Annotated in this window: 21 protein-coding genes; 11 read left to right on the top strand and 10 right to left on the bottom strand. The window is 71.9% G+C overall.

All coding sequences use genetic code 11. The features are described from left to right. Nucleotides 1-4: 4 nt before the first annotated feature. Complete coding sequence (locus tag ABZ459_RS04695) at nt 5-523, bottom strand: helix-turn-helix domain-containing protein (RefSeq protein ID WP_357965817.1); 519 nt, start codon at nt 521-523, stop codon at nt 5-7. Between the two features lie 82 nt (nt 524-605). On the opposite strand from ABZ459_RS04695, the gene ABZ459_RS04690 reads away from it, so the two are divergent. After that, the gene (locus ABZ459_RS04690; RefSeq protein ID WP_357965814.1) at nt 606-1,835 is read left to right on the top strand and encodes an FAD-dependent monooxygenase; all 1,230 of its coding nucleotides are present in this window, start codon (nt 606-608) and stop codon (nt 1,833-1,835) included. 7 nt (nt 1,836-1,842) lie between these two features. On the opposite strand, the gene ABZ459_RS04685 is transcribed toward ABZ459_RS04690, so the two are convergent. Further along, nucleotides 1,843-2,964 carry a CaiB/BaiF CoA-transferase family protein gene (locus tag ABZ459_RS04685; RefSeq protein WP_357965811.1) on the bottom strand — a complete coding sequence of 374 codons (1,122 nt, stop codon included), beginning with the start codon at nt 2,962-2,964 and terminating at the stop codon, nt 1,843-1,845. A 221-nt stretch (nt 2,965-3,185) separates the two neighbouring features. On the opposite strand from ABZ459_RS04685, the gene ABZ459_RS04680 reads away from it, so the two are divergent. From ABZ459_RS04680 to ABZ459_RS04665, 4 genes are all read left to right on the top strand, one after another. Further along, entirely contained in the window at nt 3,186-4,724 is a 1,539-nt protein-coding gene (locus tag ABZ459_RS04680; protein WP_357965809.1) for a protein kinase, read from the top strand. Next, complete coding sequence (locus ABZ459_RS04675; protein ID WP_357965806.1) at nt 4,721-5,704, top strand: 2-hydroxyacid dehydrogenase; 984 nt, start codon at nt 4,721-4,723, stop codon at nt 5,702-5,704. The genes ABZ459_RS04680 and ABZ459_RS04675 overlap by 4 nt, the downstream gene beginning before the upstream one ends. Nucleotides 5,705-5,834: 130 nt before the next feature. Next, a complete protein-coding gene (locus ABZ459_RS04670) occupies nt 5,835-7,184 on the top strand; it encodes an FAD-binding oxidoreductase (RefSeq protein WP_357965882.1) in 1,350 nt (449 codons plus the stop codon). A gap of 2 nt (nt 7,185-7,186) precedes the next feature. Beyond that, complete coding sequence (locus ABZ459_RS04665) at nt 7,187-8,446, top strand: cyclopropane-fatty-acyl-phospholipid synthase family protein (RefSeq protein WP_357965804.1); 1,260 nt, start codon at nt 7,187-7,189, stop codon at nt 8,444-8,446. Nucleotides 8,447-8,482: 36 nt separating this feature from the next. On the opposite strand, the gene ABZ459_RS04660 is transcribed toward ABZ459_RS04665, so the two are convergent. Next, entirely contained in the window at nt 8,483-8,866 is a 384-nt protein-coding gene (locus ABZ459_RS04660; protein WP_357965802.1) for a DUF4440 domain-containing protein, read from the bottom strand. 62 nt (nt 8,867-8,928) lie between these two features. On the opposite strand from ABZ459_RS04660, the gene ABZ459_RS04655 reads away from it, so the two are divergent. Beyond that, nucleotides 8,929-9,291: a helix-turn-helix domain-containing protein gene (locus tag ABZ459_RS04655; protein ID WP_357965800.1), complete on the top strand. Its 363-nt coding sequence runs from the start codon at nt 8,929-8,931 to the stop codon at nt 9,289-9,291. Nucleotides 9,292-9,342: 51 nt separating this feature from the next. On the opposite strand, the gene ABZ459_RS04650 is transcribed toward ABZ459_RS04655, so the two are convergent. Beyond that, nucleotides 9,343-9,720 (bottom strand): hypothetical protein, encoded by a 378-nt coding sequence (locus ABZ459_RS04650; protein WP_357965797.1) that lies wholly within the window; start codon nt 9,718-9,720, stop codon nt 9,343-9,345. 94 nt (nt 9,721-9,814) lie between these two features. Between ABZ459_RS04650 and ABZ459_RS04645 the strand changes: the two genes are divergently transcribed. Further along, entirely contained in the window at nt 9,815-10,177 is a 363-nt protein-coding gene (locus ABZ459_RS04645; protein WP_357965794.1) for a DUF488 family protein, read from the top strand. Between the two features lie 13 nt (nt 10,178-10,190). Here ABZ459_RS04645 and ABZ459_RS04640 read toward each other — a convergent pair whose 3' ends face one another. The 3 genes from ABZ459_RS04640 to ABZ459_RS04630 all read right to left on the bottom strand — a co-directional run bounded on the left by ABZ459_RS04640 (nt 10,191) and on the right by ABZ459_RS04630 (nt 13,453). After that, entirely contained in the window at nt 10,191-11,180 is a 990-nt protein-coding gene (locus tag ABZ459_RS04640; RefSeq protein ID WP_357965791.1) for an aminoglycoside phosphotransferase family protein, read from the bottom strand. Between the two features lie 9 nt (nt 11,181-11,189). After that, entirely contained in the window at nt 11,190-11,840 is a 651-nt protein-coding gene (locus tag ABZ459_RS04635; protein ID WP_357965788.1) for an HAD-IA family hydrolase, read from the bottom strand. A 77-nt stretch (nt 11,841-11,917) separates the two neighbouring features. Continuing rightward, nucleotides 11,918-13,453 (bottom strand): long-chain fatty acid--CoA ligase, encoded by a 1,536-nt coding sequence (locus ABZ459_RS04630; RefSeq protein WP_357965786.1) that lies wholly within the window; start codon nt 13,451-13,453, stop codon nt 11,918-11,920. A gap of 147 nt (nt 13,454-13,600) precedes the next feature. Here ABZ459_RS04630 and ABZ459_RS04625 point away from each other — a divergent pair, with 147 nt between their 5' ends. Together ABZ459_RS04625 and ABZ459_RS04620 are read left to right on the top strand one after the other, a co-directional pair. Further along, nucleotides 13,601-15,145, top strand: coding sequence for a GMC family oxidoreductase N-terminal domain-containing protein (locus tag ABZ459_RS04625; RefSeq protein ID WP_357965783.1), 1,545 nt, complete (start codon nt 13,601-13,603; stop codon nt 15,143-15,145). Between the two features lie 61 nt (nt 15,146-15,206). Beyond that, a complete protein-coding gene (locus ABZ459_RS04620) occupies nt 15,207-16,460 on the top strand; it encodes a cytochrome P450 (protein ID WP_357965780.1) in 1,254 nt (417 codons plus the stop codon). Here ABZ459_RS04620 and ABZ459_RS04615 read toward each other — a convergent pair. After that, a complete protein-coding gene (locus ABZ459_RS04615; RefSeq protein WP_357965778.1) occupies nt 16,435-17,916 on the bottom strand; it encodes an FAD-dependent oxidoreductase in 1,482 nt (493 codons plus the stop codon). The genes ABZ459_RS04620 and ABZ459_RS04615 overlap by 26 nt on opposite strands. Before the next feature lie 50 nt (nt 17,917-17,966). Here ABZ459_RS04615 and ABZ459_RS04610 point away from each other — a divergent pair, with 50 nt between their 5' ends. After that, nucleotides 17,967-18,653, top strand: a complete 687-nt coding sequence (locus ABZ459_RS04610; RefSeq protein ID WP_357965775.1) for a TetR/AcrR family transcriptional regulator C-terminal domain-containing protein — start codon at nt 17,967-17,969, stop codon at nt 18,651-18,653. Here ABZ459_RS04610 and ABZ459_RS04605 read toward each other — a convergent pair. Beyond that, entirely contained in the window at nt 18,583-19,224 is a 642-nt protein-coding gene (locus tag ABZ459_RS04605; protein WP_357965773.1) for a TetR/AcrR family transcriptional regulator C-terminal domain-containing protein, read from the bottom strand. The genes ABZ459_RS04610 and ABZ459_RS04605 overlap by 71 nt on opposite strands. A 47-nt stretch (nt 19,225-19,271) precedes the next feature. On the opposite strand from ABZ459_RS04605, the gene ABZ459_RS04600 reads away from it, so the two are divergent. Continuing rightward, complete coding sequence (locus ABZ459_RS04600) at nt 19,272-19,676, top strand: ester cyclase (protein WP_357965879.1); 405 nt, start codon at nt 19,272-19,274, stop codon at nt 19,674-19,676. Here ABZ459_RS04600 and ABZ459_RS04595 read toward each other — a convergent pair. Beyond that, nucleotides 19,618-20,955, bottom strand: a complete 1,338-nt coding sequence (locus ABZ459_RS04595) for an MFS transporter (protein WP_357965771.1) — start codon at nt 20,953-20,955, stop codon at nt 19,618-19,620. The two genes, ABZ459_RS04600 and ABZ459_RS04595, sit on opposite strands and share 59 nt — an antisense overlap. Nucleotides 20,956-20,967 lie beyond the last annotated feature (12 nt).

The raw sequence follows: 20,967 nt of genomic DNA, 5'->3' as shown, positions 1-20,967 counted from the left end.
GGGGTCACAGGCCGAGCGCCTCGGCCGCCGCCGCGACGGCCGTCGGCTTGACCTCCTCCAGGGGGAGGCCGGCGTACTCGACCGTGCAGTCGGCCATGCCGCCGAGCGCCAGTGTGGCGCGGATCTGCTGGGCCTGCGTGAGGTCGGGGCCGAGCAGCAGGGTGATCAGCTCGCGCCGCCATTCGAACATGCGCTGACCCAGGTCGAGGTAGGCCAGGATCGAGATGTCGCGCACCATCATCCCCGTCACGTCGCGGTGGCGCCACATGAGCTCGAAGTAGTCGTCGAGCAGCGCGCGCGGGTCGCCGGGCCGCTGCCTGGCGGTGAAGCGCTCGAAGTCCTCCACCAGCGGTTGCACGATGCTGCGCACCAGGTCGTCGCGCGAGGCGAAGTGGTAGTAGAGCGCGGGCTTGGTGATGCCCAGCCGGTCGGAGATCTGGCGCAGGCTGGTGTTCTGCACGCCCTGCTCGGCGAACAGCTCGCGGGCCACCGCCTGGATGCGGGACTTGGTGTCACTGGGCATGCCTGAAGTTTATCCCTTACCTACCGTTAAGTAAGGACGCGTGCTAGCGTGGACTTACCAACCGTTAAGTAAGGAGGGGGCCATGAAGGTCCTCGTCTCGGGCGCCAGCGTCACCGGGCCGGTGCTGGCGTACTGGCTGACCAGGTACGGCTTTGAGGTCACGGTCGTCGAACGCGCCCCGGCGCTCAGGAAGTCGGGCGGCCACGCGGTGGACCTGTTCCGGCCCGCCATGGACATCGTCGAGAAGATGGGCCTCCTGGAGCCGGTCACGGCGAAGAAGACGGGCACCGACTGGCTCACCGTCCACCGCGAGGGCCGGGCGCGGCCCGTGCGGCTGGAGCTGCGCCGCATCCTCGCCGCCGTCTCCGACCGGCACATCGAGATCATGCGCGACGACCTGAGCGAGGTCCTCTACGAGGCCACCCGGCACGACGCCGCCTACGTCTTCGGCGACTCCATCGCCTCGATCTCCAAGGACGGCGAGGTGCGCTTCGACAGCGGCCGGCAGGACCGCTTCGACCTGGTGATCGGCGCCGACGGGCTGCACTCCAACGTGCGCCGCCTGACCTTCGGCCCCGAGGGGCGCTTCGCCACCTGGATCGGCGCGTACCTCGCCGTCGCCTCCGTCCCCGACTTCCTGGGCCTCGACGGCCGGATGGAGGCCATGGCGGGCGAGGGCTACATGGCCGCCGTCTACAGCGCCGCGCACATGGACGACGCGCGGGCCGGATTCCTGTTCAGGACGCCGGAGCCGCTCGACTACCACTACCGGGACGTGGCCCGGCAGAAGGAACTGCTGCGCGAGCGGTTCGGCGGCCTCGGCTGGCAGGTCCCCAGGATCCTGGACGAGGTGGACCGCACGTCCGCCTTCTACTTCGACTCCATCACCCAGCTCAGGCTCGACTCCTGGTCACGCGGCCGGGTGACGCTGGCCGGCGACGCCGGTTACTGCCCGGGGCCGGCCGTGGGCGGCAGCACGAGCCTGGCGGTCGTGGGGGCGTACGTGCTGGCGGGCGAGCTGGCCGCGCACGGCGGCGACCACCGCACGGCCTACCCCGCCTACGAGGCCGAGATCGGCGAGTACGTGCGCCGCAGCCGCGCCTTCGCCCGCCGCGCGGCCAGGGGGATCGTCCCGGGGAGCCGCTTCGACGTGTGGGCGCTGGCCCAGGGCGTCCGGCTGGTCAACCACGTGCCGGTCGCCCTGACCAGGGCCGCGACCAAGATCAGCAGCAAGGGGGTGCGCCTGCACGACTCGATCCGCCTCAAGGACTACGCCGCCCACGCGCGGCCGGCGACGCCGTCCCGCCCCTGACGAAGGCTCAGGCCAGCACGCCCTGCTCCCGCAATTTGTCCGCCTCCGCCGTCGGCAACCCCCACGCGGACAGGTCCGCGAGGCGGGTGGCGGGCGACAGGTCCGGGGCCGGCACGCCGAGCAGGCGCGGCGCGGGCACCGGGTGGGTCACGCCGCCGACCTCGGCGAACGTGCCCCGGGCGACGTTGTGCGGGTGCCGCGCGGCCTCGGCCATGGAAAGGACGGGCGAGACGCAGGCGTCCGAGCCCTCGAACAGGGCCTCCCATTCGGCGCGGGTGCGCTTGGCGAACTCCTCGGCCAGCCGGGCCTTGAGCGCGGGCCACTGCGTCCTGTCGTTCCGGTCGGGCAGGCCGGTCAGGCCCATCAGGCTCACCATGGCGTCCCAGAACTGCGGTTCGAGCGAGCCGACGGCCAGGAAGCCGCCGTCGGCGGTCTCGTAGGTGTCGTACTGGGGGGCGCCGGTGTCGAGCAGGTTGGTGCCGCGCGGGCCCCAGAAACCGCTCTGCGCGGCCTGGTAGAACATCGAGAACAGCAGGGCGGCGCCGTCCACCATGGCGGCGTCGATCACCCGGCCCTTGCCGGTGCGCTCGCGTTCGAACAGGGCCAGCAGCACGCCGTAGGCGAGCATGAGGCCGCCGCCGGCGAAGTCGCCGAGGATGTTGATCGGCGGGGTCGGCTTGCCGTCCTCGCGGCCGAGCATCGACAGCACGCCGGAGATCGCGATGTAGTCGATGTCGTGGCCGGCGGTGGGCGCGAGCGGGCCGTCCTGGCCCCAGCCCGTCATCCGGCCGTAGATCAGCCGCTCGTTCACAGCGTGCAGGTCGGCGGGGCCGATGCCGAGCCGTTCGGCGACGCCGGGACGGAAGACCTCGATCACCACGTCGGCGTTGCGGGCCAGCTCCTTGAAGGCGGCCACGCCCTCGGGCGACTTCAGGTCCAGGCCGATCGTCTGCTTCCCGCGGTCCATGACGTCCGTACGGGGTCTGTCGGAGACGGCCTTCACCCGGTCGACCCGCAGCACCTCCGCGCCGTGGTCGGCCAGCATCATCCCGGCGAACGGCCCCGGGGCCAGCCCCGCGAGCTCCAGCACGCGCACTCCGGCCAGCGGGCCGCCACTACGCTTCGACATGGACATCTCCTCGACAGTTGCGCAGGCAAACGCTCGGCTTCACGGCTCCGAACCTGCCTCAGTAGAACAACATTCGGCAAGTCGTGGCAAGCGGCCTTTTGCGTCCTTCCCGCGAACTCGTGGGAGGTATGGGAAACTTGCCCACTGTTCGGGTGGTCTACAGATCGCCGGTGTCAAGCGGCTGTCTGCAGCAGGCGCTCGCGCCGCTACAGGGGTAGGACATGGTTTCGGAGAGCAACGGGCTTGTCGCCAGGCGCTACCAGTTACTGCGCGAACTGGGCCGCGGGGGTATGGGCGTCGTCTGGGAGGGCTACGACACGCTGCTCAACCGGCAGGTGGCCATCAAGGAAGTGCTGCTGCCCGAGGGGCTGTCGCCGGGCGAGCAGGAGCGCCACCTCATGCGCACCGCCCGCGAGGCCCGTACGGCGGCCAAGCTCAACCACCCGTCCGTGGTCGCGGTCTACGACGTGGTCGAGGAGGGCGGCCGGCCCTGGATCGTCATGGAGCTGGTCGCGCACCCCTCGCTCGAAGAGGTCGTGGCCACCTCAGGGGCCCTGCCCGTACGGCAGGCGGCCGACGTGGGCCGCCAGGTGCTGTCGGCGCTCAAGGCCGCCCACGAGGCCGGGATCCTGCACAGAGACGTCAAGCCCGCCAACATCCTGCTCGCCGACGACGGCCGCGTGGTGCTGATGGACTTCGGCATCGCCACGGTCGAGGGCGACGCCTCGCTGACCAGTACGGGCATGGTGACCGGCTCGCCCAGCTTCCTGGCCCCCGAACGGGTGCGCGCGGACGAGGCCGGACCGCCCTCCGACCTGTGGTCGCTCGGCGCGACGCTGTTCGCCGCGATGGTCGGCCGCTCGCCGTTCGACCGCGGCGAGGCCATGGCGACGATCAACGCGCTGCTCAACGAGGAGCCCGACTACCGGCGCATCCCGCCGGTCATGCATCCGATCCTGAAGGGCCTGCTGCGCAAGGAGCCCGCCGACCGGGTGGACGCCGAGGAGGCCGACCGGCTGCTCGCGGCCATCGAGGTGGCGGCCAAGCCCGCCTACACCGACCTGCCGGAGAAGAAGCCGGGCAGCGGGCGCGGGCGGGCCGTGCTGGCCGTGGCCGCCGCCGCCGTGGTGGTCGTGGCGGGCGGCGCGGTCGCCTACTTCAAGCTCGCCACGCCCGCCGAGGGCGCCCCGCGCACCGCCCAGCCGGCCGCCGCGGCCAGCCCGCTGAGCCCGTCCCCCTCGCAGCAGCCCACGACGAGCCGGACGCCGTCGGCGACCCCCACGCCGACCGTGCGGCGGGTGCGCCCGGCCGTACGCGCGTGGACCTCGCGGGACGGCTGGTCGATCCTGCGCCCGATCGGCTGGCGGGGCGCGCTGCGCGAATCCTCCACCGAGTGGACGCGCCGCGACGGCAACGCCCACCTCGGCGTCCAGGCCCTGTTCTCCAGCCTCGACGCCAACCAGATCCTGCGCGACTCGGAGGAGACGCTGCGGCAGGAGGGCCAGGAGGTGATCAGCCGCGGCCGCCGCGTGGTCGACCACCGGGGCGTCAAGGCGGTCGAGTGGGAGTTCTCCTGGACCGCCGCCAGCGCCGCCGGCACGCACTGGATCAGGCCGGGCATGACCTACCACGAGGTGCGCCGCGCGGTGGTGTCCGGCGAGACGGCCTACATCCTGTCCTGGACGGTCGCCCAGGACCAGTGGCTGCGCAACAGGGGACTGATGCGACAGGTGATCGACAGCTTTACTGTGAAGGCATGAGCCCCTGGAACCTGCTCGCCCTGCCGCCGCTCCCCGAGGAGGCGACGCGCGGTCTGCTCGCCCCGCTCGGCGACCGGGTGACGGTCCGCGTGCCCGCCACCCGTGACCGGGCCGGGCTGCTGGCCGCGCTGCCCGAGGCCGAGATCGTGCTCGGCGACTGGACCTCCACGCTCGTGCTCGACGCCGAGGCGGTCAAGCACGCGCCCGCGCTGGCCTTCGTGCAGCAGCCCTCCGTGGGCGTCGACGGCCACGACCTGGCCGCCCTGGCCGAGGCCGGGGTGCCGCTGGCCAACACGCCTGGCGTCAGCGCCGTCGCGGTGTCGGAGTGGTGCCTGGCCGCCACGCTGTCCCTGTCGCGCCGGCTGGGGGCCGCCGACGCCGCCGTACGCGCGGGGGAGTGGCCGCAGCAGGGCCTGCGCCCGCGCGAGCTGAGCGGCCGCCGGGTCGGCGTCGTCGGGTACGGACCGATCGGCGAGAACTGCGTGCGCCTGTTCGGCGCCCTGGGCTGCGAGGTCTCCTACTGGACCAGGTCCCCGCGGCAGGCGCCCGGCCGCGCCGACCTGGAGACGCTGGTGACCGGCAGCGACGTGCTGGTCGTGGTGATCGCGCTGTCGGAGGAGACCCGCGGGCTGATCGACCCGCGCCGCATGAAGCGGGGTGCGCTGCTGGTCAACGCGGCCAGGGGCGGCGTCGTCGACCAGGCGGCGCTGGTCGCCGCGCTGCGCGACGGGCACCTCGGCGGGGCCGCGCTCGACGTGTTCGACACCGAGCCGCTGCCCGCCGGCGATCCGCTGCGCGATCTGCCGGACGTGCTGCTGTCGCCGCACGCCGCCGGGGTGACGCCCGAGGCGACGACGCGCCTGCTCACGGCCACGCTGGACAACCTCACGGCGGCACTGGAGGGACGAGAAGTGCATGCCGTGCTCAATGGGGTCTCACCCCTGGTTCGCAGGAGATTTCCGCATTTGCCTGCCACATAGGCGTTTCACCTGGCACGATGAACAGTTTTCGTGTCTTTAACGACCCCGGTCTGTTCGAGCCGGGCTGCGGGAGATACGGTCTTACGGACGATCTCTACCAGCTCAAGGGGGTGCTTCCGTGACGACGACGATGTCGACACACCAACGGGCAGTAGAGCAGATCCGGCAGTCCTACGCCGAGATCCCCGGCGACGCCGCTCCCCGGTTGGCCAAGTCCACGTCCAACCTGTTCAGGTTCCGTGACGGAGGCAGGACGGCCAAGCTGTCGGCCAGAGACCTCGACGAGGTCATCAGCGTCGACCCGGCGACGATGACGGCCGAGGTCCAGGGCATGACCACGTACGAGCACCTTGTCGAGGCCACGTTGCCCCACGGGCTCATGCCGTACGTGGTGCCGCAGCTCAAGACGATCACGCTCGGCGGCGCCGTGACCGGCCTCGGCATCGAGTCGACCAGCTTCAGGGACGGCCTCCCGCACGAGTCGGTGGAGGAACTGGAGATCCTCACCGGCGACGGCCGCATCATCGTGGCCCGCGACGACAACGAGCACCAGGATCTGTTCCGCGCCTTCCCCAACTCCTACGGGACGCTCGGCTACGCCCTGCGCATCCGGATCAAGCTCCGCAAGGTCCAGCCGTACGTGCACCTGACGCACATCAGGTTCACTGACGCGGCCAAGTGCATGCTGGCCATGCAGGAGATCTGCGACAGCATGGTGCACGACGGCGAGCAGGTCGACTTCGTGGACGGCGTCTTCTTCGACCCGGAGGAGATGTACATCACGCTGGGCCGCTTCGCCGACCGCGCGCCCTACGTCTCCGACTACACCGGCATGCGCATCTACTACCAGTCGATCAGGCAGCGCAGCCGCGACTGGCTGAGCATCCACGACTACCTGTGGCGCTGGGACACCGACTGGTTCTGGTGCTCGCGGGCGTTCGGCGTGCAGCAGCCGGTGGTCCGCTCGCTGATGCCGCGCCGCTGGATGCGCTCCGACGTCTACCGCAGGCTCGTCGCCCTCGACCGGCGGACCGGCCTGACCGCCCGCGTCGACCGCTGGCGCGACCAGCCCGTCCAGGAGTCGGTCATCCAGGACGTCGAGGTGCCGATCGAGCGCGGTGCGCAGTTCCTGGAGTTCTTCCACGACAAGGTGGGCATGACCCCCGTCTGGATGTGCCCGCTGCGGGCGAGCTCCCAGTGGCCGCTGTACCCGCTGGAGCCGGGCAAGCTCTACGTCAACTTCGGCTTCTGGGGCATGGTCCCGCTGCCGCGCGGCCAGTTCGACGGCTACTACAACAGGCTCATCGAGGACTCGGTACACGAGCTGGACGGCCACAAGTCGCTCTACTCGACCTCCTTCTACGCCCGTGAGCAGTTCTGGGAGCTGTACAACGGTGATGCTTATTGGCCGGTCAAGCGGGAATACGACCCGAACGGTCGCCTGCTGGACCTGTACGAAAAGTGTGTACGGGGAAGGTGAGCATGGCTCTCGCAAGCATCTTTGAGAAGATCGTCGGCTCTGAAGCGAACATCTCGTTCATGGCCTACGACGGCAGCAAGGCCGGTCCCGACGGAGCTGACCTCGGTCTTGAGGTCAAGTCGCCCATCGCGGTGGCCTACCTGGCGCAGGCCCCCGGGGAACTGGGCCTGGCCAGGGCGTACATCTCCGGCCACATCGACGTGCACGGCGACCTGTACACCCTGCTCGACCGCATGTGGAACATCACCACCAACGACCTGACCGCGGGCGAGAAGCTCGCCGCCGTACGGTCGCTGGGCGTCAAGCCGCTGCTCATGCGGGTGCCGCCGCCCCCGCAGGAGGTGCGCCAGAGCGCCCTGGCCCGGCTCGGCTCGCGGCACGCCAAGCAGCGTGACGCCGAGGCGATCCACCACCACTACGACGTGTCCAACCGGTTCTACCGGTGGGTGCTGGGGCCGTCCATGGCCTACACGTGCGCGACCTACCCCGAGGAGGGCGCGACGCTGGAGGAGGCCCAGTACACGAAGTTCGACCTGGTGGCCAGGAAGCTCGACCTCAAGCCGGGCATGCGCCTGCTCGACGTCGGCTGCGGCTGGGGCGGCATGGTCATCCACGCCGCCAAGCACTACGGCGTCAAGGCGCTGGGCGTGACGCTGAGTCGCCAGCAGGCCGAGTGGGCCCAGAAGGCGATCGCCGACGCGGGCCTCCAGGACCTCGCCGAGGTGCGCTTCATGGACTACCGCGACGTGCGGGAGACCGGCTTCGACGCGGTCAGCTCCATCGGCCTGACCGAGCACATCGGCAAGGACAACGTGCCGTCGTACTTCGAGTTCCTGTACGGCAAGCTCAAGCCCGGCGGCCGGCTGCTCAACCACTGCATCACCCGTCCGACGGGCAAGGAGAAGACGTTCAACAAGGGCGGCTTCATCAACCGCTACGTCTTCCCCGACGGCGAGCTGGAGTCCGTGGGCTGGCTGGTCAGGCAGATGGAGGACATCGGCTTCGAGATCCGCCACGAGGAGAACCTGCGCGAGCACTACGCCAAGACCCTGCGCCACTGGTGCGACAACCTCGACGCCAACTGGGACGAGGCCGTCCAGGAGGTCGGGATGGGCACGGCCAGGGTGTGGGCCCTGTACATGGCGGGCTGCATCGTGGGCTTCGAGCGCAACAAGGTCCAGCTGCACCAGGTGCTGGGCGTCAAGCTCGACGACGACGGCCGGTCCGGCGTGCAGCTGCGTCCGGCGGTCAGCTGGCCGTGACGGGCGGGAGAGGGCCCGTCGCCCTCTCCCCACGGTTCACCCCGCAACTCCGAAGGGGTTGTCGATGACGTACCGCCAGCGGCCGTCCTGGCCGCGGCGGGCGACGTCGGTGGCGGTGCCCTCGATGTGCACCGGCTGCCCGTCGTGGCCGGTGCCGTCGATGATCCAGTCGACGATCAGCAGTGCCAGGTCGCCGGTCGCGTAGACGTGCCGCGGCCGGACCGTGATCGGCAGCCCGAGCGCCTGGAACCGTTCGTTGGCGGCGCGGGCCGCCGCGCCGGTCAGGCCGGTGCCCGGCTCGGGGACGAACACGGCCCCGCTCTCGTACACCTCCGCCAGGGCCGCCGGGTCGCCCGTGTTGAACCGCTCGGCGAACACCGCGGGCACGTCCTCGGGGCGTTCGGCCAGTAGCCTCGTCATCGTCGCACGTCCTCTCGCAATCAGGTCTCAGGTGGACGCGGCACACGTTAGGAGGCGCTCTCGTGACTTCCCAAACGGTTGGTCACCCGGGCCTGCCGGACGATCCTCGCGCCGAGGTCGCCGCGCCGAGCCCGTCCTGTCCGGTGGAGATCACCCTCGCGGCCCTGCACGGCCGCTGGACGACCCTGGTGGTCCGTGAGCTCCTGCACGGCGAGCGCACCTTCAGCGAGCTGCGCCGGGCCCTGCCCGCGCTGTCGGACAAGGTGCTGTCCGAGCGGCTGGCCCACCTGACGGGGGCGGGCGTGCTCGACCGCCGCCGGGAATCCGGCTGGCCGCCGCGGGTCCACTACGCGCTCACCCCGCGCGGCCGCCGCCTCGGCCCGGTGCTCCAGGCACTCTGGGACTGGGGCGCCGAAACCCCCTGACGAACGCGCTCGCCTGGCGGGACATCTGCCACGCTCGCGGTTTGTCCGGGGTCAGAGGTGGCCCACGGCGGCGACGGGCGTGCGGGTGTGCGGGCACGACCACGTCGCGACGCCGTCCACCACCGTCGCGGCCAGCGGGTGGGTGCCGGGATGCTCGGGGCACTCCGGCCACACCGCGGGCAGCCCCTGCCCCCACAGCGCCTCGACCGCCCACTCCTGCGCCTGGTCGGCCAGGTCGGCCACCTGCTCGGCCGGGTCGCCGCCGGCGTCGAGGCGCAGGCCCACGCCGCTGCCGTCGGGCGCGAACAGCATGAGCAGCCGCTCGCCGCCCCACAGCGGCCTCTCCTCCCGCAGGTCCGGGCGCACCCCGCAGGTGGCGCGCAGGTCGCGCAGCACGGGCAGCAGCGCGTCGGGGATCGGCTCGTCCACATCCCGGATCCTAGACGTCCCCCGGCCGGGTCCCTGAACGGCGCTTGGCATCGCCCGGCGTAGCGTGGTGTCACGGTCGAGGGAGGGACGGACGGTGACGGCTGGGAACAAGGTTCGGGTGCGCCGGGTCTACGAGGAGCCCGCGCCGGACGACGGCGCCCGGGTGCTGGTCGACCGGCTGTGGCCGCGCGGGCTGGCCAAGGCCGACGCCCACCTCGACGAATGGTGCAAACAGGTCGCCCCCTCCACCGAGCTGCGTACCTGGTACCGGCACGAGCCCGACCGGTTCGCGGAGTTCGGCCACCGCTACCGGGACGAGCTGGCCGAGCCGGAGCGGGCCGAGGCGGTGGCGCACCTGCGCGAGCTCGCCGGGAAGGGCCCGCTGACCCTGCTCACCGCCACCAAGCAGCCCGAGATCAGCGAGGCCGCGGTGCTCGCCGAACTGCTCGGCGCCTGACCACGGGGAACGCTCAGAAGGCGGAGGTTCCGCCGGCGGCCAGGTCGTCGATCGTGCGGCTGAGGAAGTGCCGGCTCAGCTCGGCGTCGCGGGTGTGGCCGTGCGGGGCGCGGAACAGGGCGACGTACCCGGCCACGTCGTCGAGGCTCCAGCGCAGCCGGTAGAGGGCCAGGGCGGCGGGGTCGGGCGTACGGCCGGTGGCGGCCGCGTACCTGGCCAGGTCGTCGGGGGTCCTGGCGACCAGCCACAGGTCCCGTTCCGGTACGGCCAGGCCGACGGTGTCCCAGTCGACCAGCAGGCAGCGGCCCTCGTGCCGGAGCAGGTTGCCGGGGTGCGGTTCGCCGTGGGTGACGACGGGAGGGCCGAGGTCGCGGCAGCCGCGGTCGAAGTCGCGCAGCCGGGCGTGCAGGGTTCCGGCGTGGCGGGCGAGCAGGGCCCTGGCGGGCTCGGCGTACGGGCCGCCGGTCCACGGGCGGCCGGTCTCGGCGAGAGCCCGCTCCAGCGCCGCCCGTCCGGCCGGCTGCAGCGGGCGGGACGGGGTCGACGGGGGCGGGGCCGTGGCGTGCAGCTCGGCCAGCAGGTCGATGACCTGGGCGCGGTCGTGTTCGGCCGGCTCGTCGTCGAAGCCGCCGGTGACGCCGTCGACGAACGGGAAGACGCTCACCGCGTAGCGGGCGGCGAGCGGGCGGAGCAGCGCGCCGCCGTCGAGGTCCGGCACGGGCGCGACCACGAACTTCAGGGTCGCGGACAGCGCCGCCGCCGTCTCCAGCGCCCGCCCCAGCTCCCCGAACGCCACGCGCGCCACCCCGTCCAGGCCACCGGCCGCTTCGCGGGGGAGGGTGGCGGCGGTGAGGAACCAGCGTCGTCCGTCGGCGCCGGTCGCGATCCAGTGGTGGTCGCCGAAGCCCACCGGCGCGTACGCCAGCCCGACGGCCTTGATGCCCCACGCCTCCAGGGCGGGCACCAGGAGCGATTCGTCCAGATCCGCGGGCCTGTCACGCATCCGGCCACATTAGCGGCCGCCCTCGCCGCCCGGCATCCCGATTAACAGCTCCATGGCCGCGAGCACGTCGTCCACCGCCAGGTCGGCCGGGGGAGCCGCCGCGCCCGTCCCGCGGTCGATCCAGATCGTCCGCAATCCGGCCGCGCGTCCGCCCGCGATGTCCTTGTCCGGGTCGTCGCCCACCATCCACCCGCCCCCCGGCACGGCTCCGCACCGGTCGGCGGCGATCCGGAACAGCCGCGCGCCGGGTTTCCGCACGCCCTCCGCGCCGGAGATCGCCCACCCGTCCACCCGCTCGGCCAGCCCGGTACGCCGGATCTTGCCCGTCTGGTTGTCGGTCATCCCGTTCGTCACGATCCCGACCGCCCACCCCGCCGCCCGCAGCCGGTCGAGCCCCTCCAGCACCTCGGCACGACACTCCACCAGGTACGGCAGCCTGGCCCGGTAGGCCCGCCACAACTCCTCGACGGGCTCGGCAAGCGTGAAGCGCTCGCGTACGCGGGCGAAGAAGACGTCCATCGGCACGGACCCGTCGGCGTCCAGCCGTACCAGCCAGTCCACGGCGTCGGCGCCCAGCCCGCGCGCCTCGGCGAACTCGGCCGCCCACAGCCGGAACGCGGCCAGCCGGTCGATCAGCGTGTTGTCCAGGTCGAACAGCACGAGCGGCCGCGCCTTGGCGACCGGCTCGGTGGTCGGCGCGGCCGGAAGGCGCGGGCCGGGGCCCGCGCCGCGGCCGGTCAGCGGAGCTCGCGCTTGAGGATCTTGCCCGTCGCCGTCATCGGCAGGGCGTCGCGGAACTCGACGATCCTCGGGTACTTGTAGGCCGCCATGTTCTCCCTGGCCCACGCGATCAGCTCGTCCTCGGTGACCGACGAGCCGGGCGTGCGGATGACGTACGCCTTGACCTCCTCGCCGTGCGACTCGTGCGGGACGCCCACGACCGCTGCCAGCGACACCGCCTCGTGGGTCATGAGCACCTCCTCCAGCTCGCGCGGATAGACGTTGAAGCCGCCACGGATGATCATGTCCTTGGCCCGGTCGATGATGGCGTAGTAGCCGTCGGCGTCGCGGGTGGCGATGTCGCCGGTGCGGAACCAGCCGTCCTTGAGCACCTCGGCCGTCGCCTCCGGGCGGCCGTAGTAGCCCTTCATGACGTTGTGGCCGCGGATGGCGATCTCGCCGGGGCCCTCGCCCTCGACCGTCTTCCAGTCGCCGTCGATCAGCTTCATCTCCACGCCCCAGATGGGCGTGCCGATCGTGCCGGGCTTGGTGGGCCGTCCGAGCTGGTTGAAGCTGGCCACGGGGGAGGTCTCCGACAGGCCGTACCCCTCCAGGATGCCGATGCCGAAGGTCTGCTCGAAGTCCTTCAGCACCTCCACCGGCGAGGACGCGCCGCCGGCCACGGCCACCTTCAGGCTGCGCGGCACCTCGGCGCCCTCGGCGTGGATCTTCGTCAGCATGCCCCAGTACATCGTCGGGACGCCGGCGAAGGTCGTCACGTTCTCCTTGCTCATGAGCTCCAGGGCCTCGCCCGGCTCGAAGCGCGGCATCAGCACGACCGTCGCGCCGCGCATGAAGGCGGTGTTCATGACGGTCGTCTGGCCGAAGGAGTGGAACAGCGGCAGCACCGCGAGGTAGGTGTCGCCGCCCTCGCTGCGGGGGAACATCCGGTCGCTGATCAGGGCGTTCATCAGCATGCTCTGGTGGCTGAGCTCGGCGCCCTTGGGCTGGCCCGTGGTGCCCGAGGTGTAGAGGATCACGGCGGTGTCCTCGGGGTCGGTCTGCACCGTCTCGAAGTCGGCCGGCACGCCGTTGAGCGCCGCCCACACCGTCTCGCCGTACGGGGACTCGGTGGCCAGCGCGGTGGCGGGCAGCACGAAGAAGTGCTCGCAGCCGTCCGCGGCCTCGAAGCCCGCCTTGCCGCGCTCGCCCAGCGGCAGCTCCGGCGAGCCCTCGAAGCAGAACAGCGCCTTGGCGTCGCTGTCGTCGAGGTGGTAGGCGATCTCCCGGCCCTGCAGCAGCACGTTGAGCGGCACCACGGTCGCGCCGGCCTTGAGGATGCCGAAGTAGACGAACGGGAAGTACGGCAGGTTGGGACAGGCCAGCGCCACCTTGTCACCCTTGCCGATGCCCCGCGACACCAGCAGGTTCGCCACCTGGCGGGCGACAGTGTCGATCATGCCGTACGGCAGGCGCATGTCGCCGAAGACGATCGCCGTGCCGTCGGGGTTGTTTCTGGCGCTGTCCTCCAGGACGACCGACAAGTTGAGCATGAACGCCTTCCTCCTCTGTACGCGCTTGCCGCCATCTTGGCAGCCCCACATACCGACCGGTAGGTAACAGAGGTTACAGATGCATATGGACGCGCCAGCTCACCTGGAGTAAGCAAGTGACAGGTTACTTAGCCCCCTGGAGTGCTCATGCAGTACGACTACGTGATCGTCGGAGCGGGGTCCGCCGGGTGCGTGCTGGCCAACCGGCTGTCGGCGGACCCGTCGGTGTCGGTGGCGCTGGTCGAGGCGGGCGGGCATGACGACAAGCTGGAGATCCGCATGCCCGCCGGCTTCGCCAAGCTGTTCAAGACCGACTACGACTGGAACTTCACGACGGCCAAGCAGGGCGAGATGTCCGGCCGCGAGCTCTACTGGCCGCGCGGGCGGGTGATCGGCGGCTCGTCCTCGCTCAACGCGCAGATGTGGGTGCGCGGCTGCCAGGAGGACTACGACCAGTGGGCCGTGCCCGGCTGGACGTACGAGGAGGTCCTGCCCTACTTCACCAGGGCCGAGCAGCGCGTCGGCAGCAACCACGGCGGCGTCTACGGCACCTCCGGCCCGCTCTACGTCTCCGAGCTGCGCAGCCCCAACGTCACCACGGCGGCCTTCCTGCGGGCCTGCGAGGAGCTGGGCCTGACCCGGCTGGCGGAGCTGAACGGCCGCTCCAACGAGGGCTACTGCCCCACCCCCGTGACCCAGAACCGCGGCCGCAGGTGGAGCGCGGCCGATGCCTACCTGCGCCCGGCCGTCGCCAGGCCCAACCTCACCGTGCTCACCGGCGCGACCGTGGACCGCGTGGTGTTCGAGGGCTCCCGCGCCGTCGGCATCGAGCACAGCGGCGGCACCCTGGTCAGGGCGGCGAAGGAGGTCGTCCTGTCGGCGGGGGCGATCGGCTCGCCGTACCTGCTGATGCGTTCCGGGGTGGGCGCGGCCGAGGAGCTGCGCGACGCGGGGGTGCCGGTCGTGCGGGAGCTGCCCGAGGTCGGCAAGAACCTCCAGGACCACCTCGCCTCCGGCGTGTACGTCGAGTGCAAGGAGCCGGTGACGCTGACCAAGGCCGAGTCCCTGGTGAACCTGCTGCGCTACATCGTGCTGCGCTCGGGCATGCTCACCACGAACGTCGGCGAGGCGGTCGCCTTCGTCAGGACCTCGGCCGAGGAGCCCGCCCCCGACATCGAGCTCGTCTTCGCCCCCGGCCCGTTCGTCGACCACGGGCTCACCCCGCCGACCGGCCACGGCCTGACCGTCGGCGTCGTCCTGCTGCAGCCGGAGAGCCGCGGCCGGGTCGGGCTGAGCGGCCGGGACGTGCTGATCGACCCCGGCTACCTGAGCGCGGAGGCCGACGTCAAACGCCTGGTCGCCGGGCTCAGGACGGCCAAGCAGGTGTTCGCGACGAGCGCGATGAAGCGCTACGCGGGCGGCCCGATGGCGCCGTACTGGGGGCCGGAGAGCGACGAGGAGCTGGCCCAGTGGGTGCGCGAACGCGGCGAGACCCTCTACCACCCGGTCGGCACCTGCCGGATGGGCACCGACGAGGGGTCGGTCGTGGACCCGTCGCTCCGGGTGCGCGGCCTCGAAGGGCTCAGGGTGGTGGACGTGTCCGTCATGCCGACACTCAACCGCGGCCACACGCACGCCCCCGCGATCATGATCGGCGAGAAGGGCTCCGAGCTGATCCTGGGGAACCGGTAGCCGGGCGCCGCGACGCGGCGGACCTTGACGTAAGTGAGCACTTGCCCAAGGCTTGTACGGTATGACGCTCTCCGCGGATCTGGACATCTCGCAGATACCGTTCTGGGGACTGCCGCAGGCGGACCGCTTGGAGACCTTCCGCCGCCTGCGCCGGCTCGAACGGCCCCTCTTCGTGCCGGAGCAGACCGTGCCGTTGATCGGCGGCGGGCCCGGCTACCACGCCCTCGTGCGCCACGCCGACGTCACCGAGGCCAGCAGGAACGCGGCCGTCTTCAGCAGCGAGCCGTGCTCCAACAGCATCCCCGACATGCCGCGCTGGCTCAGCGTCTACTTCGGCTCGATGATCAACATGGACGACCCGCGCCACGCCCGCCTGCGCAGGATCGTCTCCAGGGCCTTCACCCCGCGCATCCTGTCGAAGATGGAGGAGGACCTGGCCAGGGCCGCCGCCGAGATCGTGGACGAGGCGATCGAGCAGGGGCCGGGCGACTTCGTGGCGCAGGTCGCCGCCCGGCTCCCCGTACGGGTCATCTGCGACATGATGGGGATCCCGCCGAAATTTCATGACACGGTGTTGCGGCGGACCAACGTCATCCTCGGCAACGCCGACCCCGAGTACACCGGCATCGACCCTAACTTCAGCCGCGTCAACGTCGCCCGCGGCCTGGCCAAGCTGCTGCGCGCCGGCTACTCGCTGAACAGGATGGCCGCCCGCCTCGGCGACGAGCGCCGCAAACGCCCGACCGGCGACCTGGTCAGCCTGCTCGTGGGCGGCGAGGAGCGGCTCAGCCCGCAGGAGCTGGGGTCGTTCTTCATCCTGCTGGTGGTGGCCGGCAGCGAGACCACCCGCAACGCCATCGCCTACGGGCTGAAGCTGTTCACCGACCATCCCGAACAGCGGGAACTGCTGCTGGCCGACTTCGACGCGCGGGTCGGCCGGGCGTGCGACGAGATCGTGCGCCACGCGACCCCGGTGATCCAGTTCCGGCGCACGCTGACCCGGGACCACGAGATGAACGGCGTGCCGTACAAGAAGGGCGACAAGGTGCTGCTCTTCTACAACTCGGCCAACCGCGACGAGTCCGTCTTCACCGACCCGGACGTCTTCGACATCACCCGCGACCCCAACCCGCACGTCGGCTTCGGCGGCCCGGGGCCCCACTACTGCCTGGGCGCCCACCTGGCGCGCCGGGAGATGAGCGTGATGTTCCGCGAGCTGTTCACCCGCCTGCCCGGCATCAGGACGGCCGGCGAGCCCGACTTCCTGCTGTCGAACTTCATCAACGGCATCAAGCACCTGCCGTACACGTTCTGACCGCCTCGGCCAGGGCGTCGTCCGCGCCGCGCCAGGCCACGAACCCGTCCGGCCGCACCAGCACGGTCCCGTACGGCCAGCCCTCGACCACGTGCACCGGGACGCCCGGGTCGGGCACCGGTGTGCCGGTGAACACGCTGAAATCGGGCCCGACCAGGTCGAGGCTGGACCGCTCGCCGATCCACACGTGCGGCAGCCGCGAGCCGGGCGAGCCGTCGAGGCAGAGCGTCACGTCCTCGGTGGAGGGCAGGCCCTCGACCGCCGAGGCGCCGCCGTAGCGGTAGCCCACGTGCACGATCGGGGCGTTCACGCCGCCCGCCTCCGCCCTGAGCCGGGCGGCCTCGGGGCCGGAGCCGAAGTGCATCCGCAGGTCCCGCATACGCAGCTGCGACTGCTCCAGCGCCAGCAGCGCGACCGGCCGCCGTTCGTCGTGGTAGGTGTCCAGCAGCGCGGGCGCCGACCGGCCGGTCAGCACGCGGGCCAGCTTCCAGGCCAGGTTGTGGGCGTCGGCGACCCCCGTGTTCAGCCCGAACGCGCCCGCCGGCGGCACGGCGTGCGCCGCGTCGCCGGCCAGGAGGACGCGCCCTGCGCGGAACCGGTCGGCGACCTGGCCGCGGGCCCGCCAGCCGAGCACGCTGACGATCTCGACCTTCAGGCCGGGGTCGCCGATCGCGGTCCTGATCAGGTCGGGGCTCGGCTCCTGGGCGGTGTGGAAGACCCATTCGGTCTCGCCGTCGATCGCCATGAGCATGCCGGGCGCGTCGGGCGTGGTGATCTCGGCGAGCGCGAAGCCGTACCCGTCGGTCAGGTGGCTCAGGTCGGCGTGGAACATGACGTTGTGCAGCTCGGGGCCGAGCGCGCCGGGGCCGGTCACGCCGATGCCGAGCGCCGCGCGCACCCCGCTGCGCACGCCGTCCGCGGCGATCACGTAGCGGGCGCGCAGGGTGCGGGTCCCGTCCGGGCCGGACACGACCGCCGTCACGCCGCCGGCGTCCTGCGCCAGGGAGAGCAGCTCGGTGTCGTACGCGACGTGCGCGCCGCGCTCGCGGGCGGCGTCGAGCAGCACCCGGTCCAGCCGGTTCTGCGGGCATATGCCGCGCAGCCGGGCCGGGCTGTAGGCCGTCGTGTCGAACGTCCGCGTCCGGGCGGGCAGGCCGGCCGCGAGCGCGGCGAGGTCGGCGCCGGCCAGCGTGTCGACGGTGATCTTGCCGAGGGTCGCGTTCGTCATGTCGATGGCCACCTCGTCCACCGCGCGCTCAAGGCCCGCCTCGCGGAGCAGCTCGACCGTCCGCGGGCCGACGCCGGTGGCGCGGGGGTGCGCCCGCGGGCCGGGCTCGCGCTCGACGACCAGGGCGGGCACGCCGTGGCGGGCGAGGAACACGGCCGCGCTCAACCCGACGCTGCCGCCGCCGACGATCAGGACGTCGACCTTTTGTGGGAACACTGTTTCCGTCATGGGAACACTGTAGCCACAGGCGTACGATGAAGGCCAGAGGGGGGAGCCGGATGTCACTGGTGTGGAGTCGCGAGCCGTACGCGCCGAAGCGTCAGGCCCTGAGCGTCGAGGCGATCGTGCGGGCCGCGATCGCGGTGGCCGACGCCGAGGGCCTCGACGCGGTGTCCATGCGCCGGGTGGCGAGCGAGGTCAAGTCGGGCACCACCTCGCTCTACCGCTACCTGGAGAATCGCGACGAGCTGCTCGACCTCATGGTCGACGCGGTGTGGGGCGAGGGCGAGCCCGGCCCGCCGACCGGAGACTGGCGGGCCGACCTGGCGGGGGTGGCCCGCGACCAGCGCGCGGGCGTGTTGCGCCATCCGTGGCTGGCCGCGCTGATGACGAGCAGGCCGGCGCTCGGGCCCAACTCGCTGCGGCGGGTGGAGCACGCGCTGTCCGCGGCCCGGCCGCTGACCTCCGACATCACCCGGGCCGCCGCCGTGATCGGGGTGATCGGCGACTACGTGCTCGGCGCGGTGGCCAAGGAGCTGGCCGAGCGGGAGGCACTGCGCCGTACGGGGCTGTCGGAGCAGGAGTGGCGGGCCGCGGTCGGCCCCTACATCCGCGAGGTGATGGCCACCGGCGCCTATCCGGAGTTCAACCGGCGGGTGGTCGAGGCCGACGACCTCAGCTTCGGCGACCAGTTCGAGTTCGGGCTGGAGTGCCTGCTTCGGGGGTTCGCGGAGCAAGTCCGCTGAGCAGGGCCGCCACGGCCAGCTCGAAGCGCTCCCGGTGGTCCTCGGGCGTGCCGAGGCCGTCGGCGACCGCCCGCGCCAGCACCGGATAGTCCGCCAGGTCCAGGTCGGGCTGCTGCGGGCTGTCCGGTCCGGCCTCGGCCAGCGTGTGCCCGATCACGAACGTCGACACCGCGTTGATCAGCTGCATCGCCTCCCTGGCCGTGAAGCCCGCCCGGGTCAGCGCGGCGGCGGCGCGTTCGACCATGCCCAGGGCTCCAGGCGTGGCCACCGGCCGGATCGCGACCACCGGCATGAGCGCGGGATGCCGCAGCAGCTCGGCCCTGATCGACTCGGCGAACGCCCGCATCCACACCCGCCAGTCGCCGGAGGGCTCGATCGTGACGCGCGAGAGCACCAGCTCGACCAGCCCGTCGAGGACCGCGTCCTTGTTCGGCACGTAGTAGTAGAGCGTCATCGCCTCCACGCCCAGCTCCTTGCCCAGCTTGCGCATGGACAGCCCGGCCGCGCCCTCGCGGTCGAGGAGTTCGAGCGCCGCCTCCAGCACCCGCTCCCTTGACATCCGCTCTCTCATACACCGTAAGATACTGCCGTCTTACACCGTAAGAGAGAGGGTTGACCGTGATCGCCGACTTCTTCGCCGCCGTCAACGAACGCCGCCTCGACGACCTGGGCGCCTACCTGGCTCCCGACGTCGTCGACCACAACAAGATCATCTTCGGCGAGCCGGACGAGCCCGGCGCCGCCTTCGAGGGCATCCGGATGCAGCTCGACGCGTTCGACCCGTTCCACATCGAGGTCGAGGAGGTCGTCGCCGAGGGGCACAAGCTGGTCGCCAGGATCCGCATGTCCGGCACGCACTCCGGCACCCACCCGCGCATGCCCGTGCCCACCGGGCGCAGCTTCGAGGTCGAGGCGATCTTCCTGGTCACCCTGCGCGAGGGCCGGATCAGCGAGATCCGCGCGGTCAGCGACCGGCTGGGCCTGTTTCTCCAGCTGGGCTGGGACTGGCCGGAGACCGGCTGACCCGCCTGCCCGCCAGGGTCAGCGGCAGCAGCGCGCCCGCCAGCGCCAGCCCCGCCGCCACCAGCAACATCGTGGACACACCCGACCGGTACGGCGCCGCCAGCACCGCCACGCCCACCGCCGTGCCGACCTGCTTGAGCGTGTTCACCGTCCCGGTGGCCATGCCCACCTGATCCATCGGCGCGGTCAGGCCGACCTGGTTGGCCACCACGTTGCCCGCGCCGAGCCCCAGGCCGCCGAGGAACAGCCCGATCATGATCGGCGTCCACCGGCCGGCCGCCGGGATCGCCATCACCAGCAGCGCCACGGTGATCAGCGCCGGGCCGGCGGCGATCAGCACGCCCATGGGCCAGCGGTGCAGCACCCGGCCGACCGCGATCGGGCCGATGACCGCGGCCACGCTGAAGGCCAGGAAACGCACCCCGGCCTCGACCGGGCTCGCCTCCAGGGGGCCCTGCACGTACAGGGTGAGATAGGTGAAGCCGCCCAGCAGCGCGGCCAGCATGAGCAGCGTCGTGGCCGAGCCGACCGCGAACACCCGGTTCCGGAACAGCCCGAAGTCGATCATCGGGGTCGCCGTCCGCCGCTCGGCGAGCACGAACGCCGCCAGCAGCGCCAGCCCGGCCACCAGCAGCAGCGGCACGTCATGGATGAGTGCCGGGATGATCGCGAACAGCGCCGCGGCGACCAGCATGACGCCCAGCGGGTCCAGGTGACCCCGGCCGCGCGACTCCGGCACCCGCTGCCGCAGCGCCACCAGGATGAACACGCCGATCGGCAGGTTGATCAGGAAGATGGCCCGCCAGCCGAACGTCGCCGTCAGCACGCCGCCCACCACCGGGCCCAGCGTCATCGCCAGGCCGGAGACCGCGCTGAAGATCCCGAGCGCCCGGCCCCGCGCCGGGCCCTCCGGGTAGGCCGAGGCGATCAGCGGGGTCGTGGTGCCGTACAGCGCGGACGCGCCCAGGCCCTGGACGCCCCTGGCCACGTCCAGCAGGGCGGCCGTGGGGGCCAGCGCGCAGGCCAGCGAGGCAACCGTGAAGACCGTCACGCCCACGGCCAGCATCCGGCGGCGGCCGTACCGGTCGGCCAGCACCCCGGCGGGCAGCAGGACGGCGGCCAGCGTCAGCGCGTACGCGTCCACCACCCACTGCACCTCGGCCAGGCTCGCCCCCAGAGAGGCGCGGATGTCGGGCAGCGCGATCGTCACGGCGGTCAGGTCCACCACCACGAGCACGATGGTCAGTGAGGCGAGAGCGAGAACCCATCCGCGTCGCATGCCTGCTCCTCA

Source organism: Nonomuraea sp. NPDC005692, assembly GCF_040631115.1.
In the GTDB taxonomy this organism is placed as follows: domain Bacteria; phylum Actinomycetota; class Actinomycetes; order Streptosporangiales; family Streptosporangiaceae; genus Nonomuraea.
The sequence above is the reverse complement of the archived record's forward strand: the minus strand, read 5'-3'. Positions and strand labels throughout refer to the sequence as shown.

Coding starts and splice junctions, on each gene's coding strand:
- ABZ459_RS04695 (WP_357965817.1), bottom strand. CDS start 523: ATGCCCAGTGACACCAAGTCCCGCATCCAGGCGGTGGCCCGCGAGCTG.
- ABZ459_RS04690 (WP_357965814.1), top strand. CDS start 606: ATGAAGGTCCTCGTCTCGGGCGCCAGCGTCACCGGGCCGGTGCTGGCG.
- ABZ459_RS04685 (WP_357965811.1), bottom strand. CDS start 2,964: ATGTCGAAGCGTAGTGGCGGCCCGCTGGCCGGAGTGCGCGTGCTGGAG.
- ABZ459_RS04680 (WP_357965809.1), top strand. CDS start 3,186: ATGGTTTCGGAGAGCAACGGGCTTGTCGCCAGGCGCTACCAGTTACTG.
- ABZ459_RS04675 (WP_357965806.1), top strand. CDS start 4,721: ATGAGCCCCTGGAACCTGCTCGCCCTGCCGCCGCTCCCCGAGGAGGCG.
- ABZ459_RS04670 (WP_357965882.1), top strand. CDS start 5,835: ATGTCGACACACCAACGGGCAGTAGAGCAGATCCGGCAGTCCTACGCC.
- ABZ459_RS04665 (WP_357965804.1), top strand. CDS start 7,187: ATGGCTCTCGCAAGCATCTTTGAGAAGATCGTCGGCTCTGAAGCGAAC.
- ABZ459_RS04660 (WP_357965802.1), bottom strand. CDS start 8,866: ATGACGAGGCTACTGGCCGAACGCCCCGAGGACGTGCCCGCGGTGTTC.
- ABZ459_RS04640 (WP_357965791.1), bottom strand. CDS start 11,180: ATGCGTGACAGGCCCGCGGATCTGGACGAATCGCTCCTGGTGCCCGCC.
- ABZ459_RS04630 (WP_357965786.1), bottom strand. CDS start 13,453: ATGCTCAACTTGTCGGTCGTCCTGGAGGACAGCGCCAGAAACAACCCC.
- ABZ459_RS04625 (WP_357965783.1), top strand. CDS start 13,601: ATGCAGTACGACTACGTGATCGTCGGAGCGGGGTCCGCCGGGTGCGTG.
- ABZ459_RS04620 (WP_357965780.1), top strand. CDS start 15,207: ATGACGCTCTCCGCGGATCTGGACATCTCGCAGATACCGTTCTGGGGA.
- ABZ459_RS04615 (WP_357965778.1), bottom strand. CDS start 17,916: ATGACGGAAACAGTGTTCCCACAAAAGGTCGACGTCCTGATCGTCGGC.
- ABZ459_RS04610 (WP_357965775.1), top strand. CDS start 17,967: ATGTCACTGGTGTGGAGTCGCGAGCCGTACGCGCCGAAGCGTCAGGCC.
- ABZ459_RS04605 (WP_357965773.1), bottom strand. CDS start 19,224: ATGAGAGAGCGGATGTCAAGGGAGCGGGTGCTGGAGGCGGCGCTCGAA.
- ABZ459_RS04595 (WP_357965771.1), bottom strand. CDS start 20,955: ATGCGACGCGGATGGGTTCTCGCTCTCGCCTCACTGACCATCGTGCTC.